At 76.0% G+C, this 6,384-nt stretch carries 7 protein-coding genes and 1 riboswitch; of the genes, 5 read left to right on the top strand and 2 right to left on the bottom strand.

Translation table 11 applies throughout. The features are described from left to right. Positions 1-185: 185 nt before the first annotated feature. Positions 186-1,325, bottom strand: a complete 1,140-nt coding sequence (serC, locus tag AB6N23_RS16645) for a phosphoserine transaminase (protein ID WP_412867103.1) — start codon at positions 1,323-1,325, stop codon at positions 186-188. 136 nt (positions 1,326-1,461) lie between these two features. Here serC and AB6N23_RS16640 point away from each other — a divergent pair, with 136 nt between their 5' ends. From AB6N23_RS16640 to AB6N23_RS16625, 4 genes are all read left to right on the top strand, one after another. Then, entirely contained in the window at positions 1,462-2,154 is a 693-nt protein-coding gene (locus tag AB6N23_RS16640) for an iron-dependent transcriptional repressor DtxR (protein WP_412867102.1), read from the top strand. 298 nt (positions 2,155-2,452) lie between these two features. Then, positions 2,453-2,676: riboswitch (cyclic di-AMP (ydaO/yuaA leader) on the top strand. Positions 2,677-2,678: 2 nt separating this feature from the next. Further along, entirely contained in the window at positions 2,679-3,467 is a 789-nt protein-coding gene (locus AB6N23_RS16635; protein WP_412867101.1) for a C40 family peptidase, read from the top strand. A gap of 184 nt (positions 3,468-3,651) precedes the next feature. Further along, entirely contained in the window at positions 3,652-4,194 is a 543-nt protein-coding gene (locus AB6N23_RS16630; protein ID WP_412867104.1) for an HNH endonuclease, read from the top strand. 123 nt (positions 4,195-4,317) lie between these two features. Beyond that, a complete protein-coding gene (locus AB6N23_RS16625; RefSeq protein ID WP_412867100.1) occupies positions 4,318-5,247 on the top strand; it encodes a universal stress protein in 930 nt (309 codons plus the stop codon). A 19-nt stretch (positions 5,248-5,266) separates the two neighbouring features. Here the strand turns inward: AB6N23_RS16625 and AB6N23_RS16620 are convergent, their stop codons facing one another. Next, the gene (locus tag AB6N23_RS16620) at positions 5,267-5,737 is read right to left on the bottom strand and encodes an Lrp/AsnC family transcriptional regulator (protein WP_378199321.1); all 471 of its coding nucleotides are present in this window, start codon (positions 5,735-5,737) and stop codon (positions 5,267-5,269) included. A gap of 157 nt (positions 5,738-5,894) precedes the next feature. On the opposite strand from AB6N23_RS16620, the gene AB6N23_RS16615 reads away from it, so the two are divergent. Continuing rightward, a complete protein-coding gene (locus tag AB6N23_RS16615; protein WP_412867099.1) occupies positions 5,895-6,314 on the top strand; it encodes a hypothetical protein in 420 nt (139 codons plus the stop codon). Positions 6,315-6,384 lie beyond the last annotated feature (70 nt).

Below are 6,384 nucleotides of genomic sequence, written 5' to 3'. Positions count from 1 at the left end.
GCCTCGGCGCCGGCGCGGTCGCGGTGCGCCGCCGCCGGCAGGGCGACGCCGGCCAGGGCTGACGCCGGCAGGACGCGGGTCGGCACGGACCCGGGCCCGGCGCGACGACGCCCCGCCTCCCCCGGTGGACGGAGGAGGCGGGGCGTCGTCGCGTGCGGCTGCCGGCGGCGGGCGGGTGGCGCCGCTCAGGCCAGCGCGGCGACGACGTGGTCGACGCAGGCCGTGAGGGCGCGGACGTCGTCCGGCTCCACGGCGGGGAACATGCCGACGCGCAGCTGGTTGCGGCCGAGCTTGCGGTACGGCTCCACGTCGACGACACCGTGCGCGCGCAGCGTCGCGGTGACGGCCGTCGCGTCGATGGCCGGGTCGAGGTCGACCGTGCCGACGACGGGGGAGCGCAGCGCCGGGTCGGCGACGAACGGCGTCGCCCACTCCCGCTCCTGCGCCCACGCGTACAGGTGGCCCGACGACTCGGCCGTGCGGGCCGCCGCCCACGCGAGCCCGCCCTGCGCGAGCAGCCACTCGACCTGCTCCGCCAGCAGCACGAGCGTGCCGAGCGCGGGGGTGTTGAGCGTCTGGTCCGCGCGCGCGTTCGTCACCGCCGCGGTGAAGGAGAGGAACTCCGGCACCCAGCGTCCCGAGGCCTCGACCTGCGCGGCGCGCTCGACGGCCGCGGGGGACGCGAGCGCCAGCCACAGGCCGCCGTCCGCGGCGAACGACTTCTGCGGCGCGAAGTAGTAGACGTCGGTCTCCGCGACGTCCACCGCGACGCCGCCCGCCGCCGACGTGCCGTCGACGACCACGAGGGCACCGGCGTCGCGCGAGCCGTCGATCCGCCGCACGGGCGCGAGCACCCCCGTCGACGTCTCGTTGTGCGGCCAGGCGTACACGTCGGCGCCGTCGACGAGCGTCGGGACGACCGCGTCCCCGGCCGGCGCGCTCACCACGTGCGAGTCCGCGAGGAACGGCGCCCGCGACGTCGCCGCCGCGAACTTCGCGCCGAACTCGCCGAACTGCGCGTGCGCCGCGCGCTCGCGCACCAGCGACACCGTCGCGACGTCCCAGAACGCCGTCGACCCGCCGTTGCCCAGCACGACCTCGTACCCGTCGGGGGCGCCGAAGAGCTCGGCCAGCCCGGCACGCACCCGGCCGACCAGCGCGCGCACGGGCGGCTGCCGGTGCGAGGTGCCGAGCAGCGAGCGGCCCGCGGCGGCGAGCGCGTCCACCTGGGCGGCGCGCACCTTGGACGGGCCGCACCCGAAGCGGCCGTCGCGCGGCAGCAGGTCGGCGGGGATCGTGACGGCGGGGACCGGGGCGTCGGGCACGCGCCGAGGATAACGACGGGCGTCGCGCCGCGGGCCGGGCGTCCGCACGGCCCCGGACCTGCGGGCGGGCCGACTACCCTGGGGGCGGCACGCGGCGGGTCGACCGCCGCCGGACGGCGACGTGGGAGGCCGAGCGGTGAGCGACCTGATCGACACGACGGAGATGTACCTCAAGACGATCTACGAGCTCACCGAGGAAGGCATCACCCCCCTGCGCGCCCGCATCGCCGAGCGCCTCGGCCACTCGGGGCCCACCGTGTCGCAGACGGTCGCGCGCATGGAGCGCGACGGGCTCGTCGTCGTCACCGGCGACCGCCACCTGGAGCTCACCGAGGCCGGGCACGGCAAGGCCGTGCGCGTCATGCGCAAGCACCGCCTCGCCGAGCGCCTGCTCACCGACGTCATCGGCCTCGACTGGCCGCACGTCCACGAGGAGGCGTGCCGGTGGGAGCACGTCATGAGCGAGCGCGTCGAGAAGCGCCTCGCCGCGCTGCTCGACCACCCGCACTTCGACCCGTACGGCAACCCCATCCCGGGCCTCGACGAGATCGGGGAGGAGCGCACGCCCGTGCGGTTCCTCGACGGGGTCGTGCCGCTGACGTCCGCGGACGCCGTCGTGCGGCCCACGGCCGTCGTCGCGCGCATCGCGGAGCCGCTGCAGGTCGACGTCGACCTGCTCGAGCGCCTCGCGGACGCCGGCGTGCAGCCCGGGGTCGAGGTGTCGGTCGAGCGGGGGACGGGCGTCATCACCGTCGGCGTGCCCGGCAACGGCACCGTCGTCGACCTGCCGCTGGAGCTCGCGCGGCACATCTTCGTCGGGGTCGCCTGACGCCTGCTCCCGACGCCCGCCGGGGTGCCCGGGAGCCGTGCCGGCGCCGTGTGCGGAGGCCGCGCCGGGCGCCCACGAACGGGTGAACCTCGCCACACCGGTCGCGCTCCCACGGGCGCGCCGGAGCCGCTCCACGACGCCGCCGTGCACGTCAGACGCACGGCGGCGTCCGGCGTCCGGGTGTCGCCCGGACGGCCGTCCATGATCGTTCCGAGATCGCCGTGACCAACGCGTGACAATCGCCGAGGGCGTCATGTACGTTCGTCCTGCTTCTCGGAACCCTCCTCCGTGGGAGCCCTCGAGCGGAACGCCGAACCCTGCCGCCGCTCGCAGGTCCCGTACGACTCGCCGGCAGGGGCGGGGGACCCACAAAGTGGGCATCGGAGACGGTGCCCTTGGGGTGAAGCCGGGCGGACGTGACGACAGCACGCACCACGGTGCGCGCGGTCGGGACGGACGACCGGCCGGGTGTTCTCCCACCCGAACCCGACAGCTCACCTCGTAGGCGACAGGAGAGGCACACGTTGTCCGAGAGCACCATCCGGGCGCGCCACCGCGCCGCGCGTCGTCCGTCGACGCCGCTGACCGAGCTCGCCAACGCAGCATCCGAGCAGATGGGCACCGTCGGCCGCCGTTCCGCCGTCGTCGCCGCATCGTCCGGCCTCATGGTCTCCATGCTGGCCATCCCGTCGAGCGCTGCCCCCGGTGAGTCCGCCGGCAACCTCGCCGCTGTCGACACGGCAGCGCTGACGGCCTCCGCACGGGCCGTCCTCAACACCTCCCCGGTCGTCACGGCCCCGGCCGAGGCCGTCTTCACGGTCGACGCGCCCGTCGTCACGGCCGCGAAGCCGACCCCGCCGCCGGCGCCCGAGCCCGAGCCGGTGCGCACGCGCGCCGCCTCCCGCACGGCCGAGCGCGCGTCCGCGGGCACCGAGGCGTCGACCACCACGACGGCCAACGCCCCGATCCCGCAGAGCGTGTCGGGCAACGCGGTCCTCGAGGTCGCCGCCCGCTACGTGGGCGTGCCGTACGTCTCCGGCGGTGCGTCGCCCGAGGGCATGGACTGCTCCGGCTTCACGTCGTACGTCTACGCGCAGCTCGGCATCAACCTGCCGCGCACGTCGTCGGCGCAGCGGAACGCCGGCACGGTCGTGTCGCGTGCCGAGGCGCAGCCGGGCGACCTCATCTGGAGCCCCGGCCACATCGGCATCTACGCCGGTGGCGACATGATGATCGACTCGCCGCGCCCGGGTAAGACGGTGCAGTTCCGCACCATCTGGCAGAGCTCGCCGACGTTCATCCGGATCGGCTGACCAGGCCGGCGCCGATGTCACGGAGCCCCGACGACCACACGGTCGTCGGGGCTCCGTCGTTCGTGGACGTACGCCCGACCCGCCGAAAGGGCGTGCGCGTACCCTGGTCCCGCATCGACGCTGTTCCTTCTCGTCCGGACCGGCAGCCAGCCGGTCCGACCACCGAGGTCAGGAGTGCACCGTGCTGACGACCGTCCCCGTGGAGGGCCCACCCGGCCCCCCGCCCGCGCCCGTGCCCAACCGCACGCTGCTGCTCAACGCGAGCGGCGAGCCGCTGTGCGTCGTGACCGTGCACCGCGCCGTCGCCCTCGTCATGACCGGCAAGGCGACGGTCCTGGAGTCGGGCGGACGCGTGCTGCACTCCGCGCGCGCCGAGGTGCCGCTGCCCGTCGTGCTGGTGCTCACCCGCTACGTGCACGTGCCGAAGCGGCGCCCCGTGCCGCCCACCCGGCGCACCGTGCTGCAGCGCGACGACCACCGCTGCGCGTACTGCGGCGGCGGCGCCGACACCGTCGACCACGTGCACCCGCGCTCGCGCGGCGGCCGGCACGAGTGGACCAACGTCGTCGCCGCGTGCGTGCGCTGCAACCACCGCAAGGCCGACCGGACGCTCCTGGAGCTCGGCTGGGAGCTGCCCTTTCGGCCCCACGCACCCCGGTGGTCCTTCACGGTCGGCGGCGCGGCCGCACGGACGGAGCCGGCCTGGTCCCCGTACCTGGTCGCCTGACGCCGCGGGTCCGCAGCCGGTGCGCGGAGTGTCCGCTGATCGTCACGGGTGTGCCACGATGGGGTCAGGTCAGCACCACAGACTCGTCGTGACGGCGCGGCGAGCACCGACGCGGAGGGCGGCATGACGCGCGAGCACGAGGTCCTCGTCGGGGTCGACGGGTCGGCGGCCAGCCTGCACGCCCTCGACTGGGCGGTCCACGAGGCGCGCACCCGTGGGTGCGGCGTGCGGGTGCTGGTGGCGTACGCGCTGCCGTCGTTCACGGCCGCGAGCCTCGACGGCGGGTACGCCGCGCTCGACGACGACACGATCCGCGCCGGTGCGCAGTCGGTGCTCGACGAGGCGCTGCTGCACGCGCGCGACGCCGGCGTCCCTGTCGAGGGCCGCGTCGTGACGGGCGACGCCGCGGCGGTGCTCGTGGACGCGTCCCGCTCGGTGGACCTCGCCGTCGTGGGCACGCGCGGACGCGGCGGGTTCGCGGACCGGCTGCTCGGCACCGTGTCGTCGGCACTGCCGGCGCACGCGTGGTGCCCGACCGTCGTCGTCCCCCTGCGGGACGAGCACGGCGCGCCGGTCGACGAGGACCCCGCGCCCGTGCGTCCCGTGCGGCGCATCGTGGTCGGCGTCGACGGCTCGCCGCCCGCCGAGGCCGCGCTGCGGCTCGCGATCCGCGAGGCCGAGCGGTGGGGCGCCGAGCTGTACGCGATCTCCGGCGTCCCGGTGCACGCGATGACGGGGGTGCTCGCGTGGCTGCCGTCGGCGGTGGACCACGACCAGGTGCTGCGCGACGTGGCCGAGGGGCTCGACGTCGTCGTCGACCGCGCGCTCGCCGGGCACCCGGGCCTCGAGGTGAGGCGGCACGTGCTGGACGGCACGGGTGCCGAGCTGCTCACCGAGTTCTCCGCCGCGACCGACCTCATCGTCGTCGGCTCGCGCGGCCGCGGGGGGTTCGCCGGGCTGCTGCTCGGCTCGACGAGCCAGGCGGTGCTGCACCACGCGCGGTGCCCCGTCATGGTCGTCACGGCGCGCGGCGCGGAGGAGCTCACGCGCTGACGTCGCCGCCGGACCGGCGTCAGCCGGCGCCGGTGGTCGGCACGTCGGGACGCCGCACGAGCGCCGACAGCACGACCGTGGAGCGCGTCCGGGACACGAACGGCTCCGCCGCGAGCCGCTCGACCACCTGCTCGAGGTGGCGCATGTCGCGGGCCCGCACCTGCAGGACGAGGTCGACGTCGCCCGTCACGGTGCTCGCCGCGACCACCTCCGGGTAGTCCTCGACGGCCGCGCGCATCGTCGCCGGGCTCGTCGACCCGTGGCAGAACAGCTCGACGAACGCCTCGGTGTGCCAGCCGAGCGCCGCGGGGTCGAGCCGGACGGTGAACCCGCGGATGACGCCGCGCTCGCGGAGCCGGTCGACGCGGCGCTTCACCGCCGGTGCGCTGAGCGCGACCTGCGCGCCCACCTGCGCGAACGTCGCGCGGGCGTCGCGTGCGAGCACGCGGAGGATGGCGGTGTCGAGGTCGTCGAGGCGGTCGGCGTGCACGTGCCCATCCTGACGGGTCCGTCCGGGATGTCCGTGCACGGACGTGCAGACCGGATGGCCGCATGTGCCACGGATTGCGACACATGTGCTCAGGTCGGACGCTTCACCTGCCGATGGGGTCGTGGACGACGCGACCTCGCCGAGGGGGGAACGACCGATGAGCGGACGGCAGGGCACCGGCATGCGCCGGGACGGCGCACGTGAGGAGCGCACGACGAGCGGCACGACGCCAGGCGTGCCACGGCAGGCGGGACCGGTGGCGTCCGCGCCCACGCCGGTGGTGCCGACGCCCGCACCGCCCGGTGCCGCGACCCCCGCGGCCGCCGCGCCACCGGTCCTGCCGACGCAGGCCGGGCCGGTCCTCTCCGCGCCGACGCCCCTCGTGCCGCGCCGCACCGCCGGCACCGTGCCGCACCCCGCGCCGGCCCCGGAGCGCGTGTCCGACCCCGCCCGCGCCGGCGGCCTCGACCACGTCCCGCAGCAGCGCCCCGCCGCCGACTCCTCACGCCCGGGCAGCGCGCGCCGCGCGACCGCGCTCGTCGCCGCCGCGGCGGTGCGCGCCGCGGCCGGCACCTGACACATAAACACATCAGACGCTGCCGACGAAGCAATGAAAGAGTAGATCTAGCGCGTCGCCGGATCATTAA

Origin of the sequence: Cellulomonas pasadenensis (assembly GCF_047229365.1) — a bacterium.
Classification (GTDB): Bacteria; Actinomycetota; Actinomycetes; order Actinomycetales; family Cellulomonadaceae; genus Cellulomonas.
The sequence above is the reverse complement of the archived record's forward strand: the minus strand, read 5'-3'. Positions and strand labels throughout refer to the sequence as shown.

What these genes read in the sequence shown, in the direction of transcription:
- AB6N23_RS16615 (WP_412867099.1), top strand. Translation starts at nt 5,895, where the DNA reads ATGAGCGGACGGCAGGGCACCGGCATGCGCCGGGACGGCGCACGTGAG.
- AB6N23_RS16625 (WP_412867100.1), top strand. Translation starts at nt 4,318, where the DNA reads ATGACGCGCGAGCACGAGGTCCTCGTCGGGGTCGACGGGTCGGCGGCC.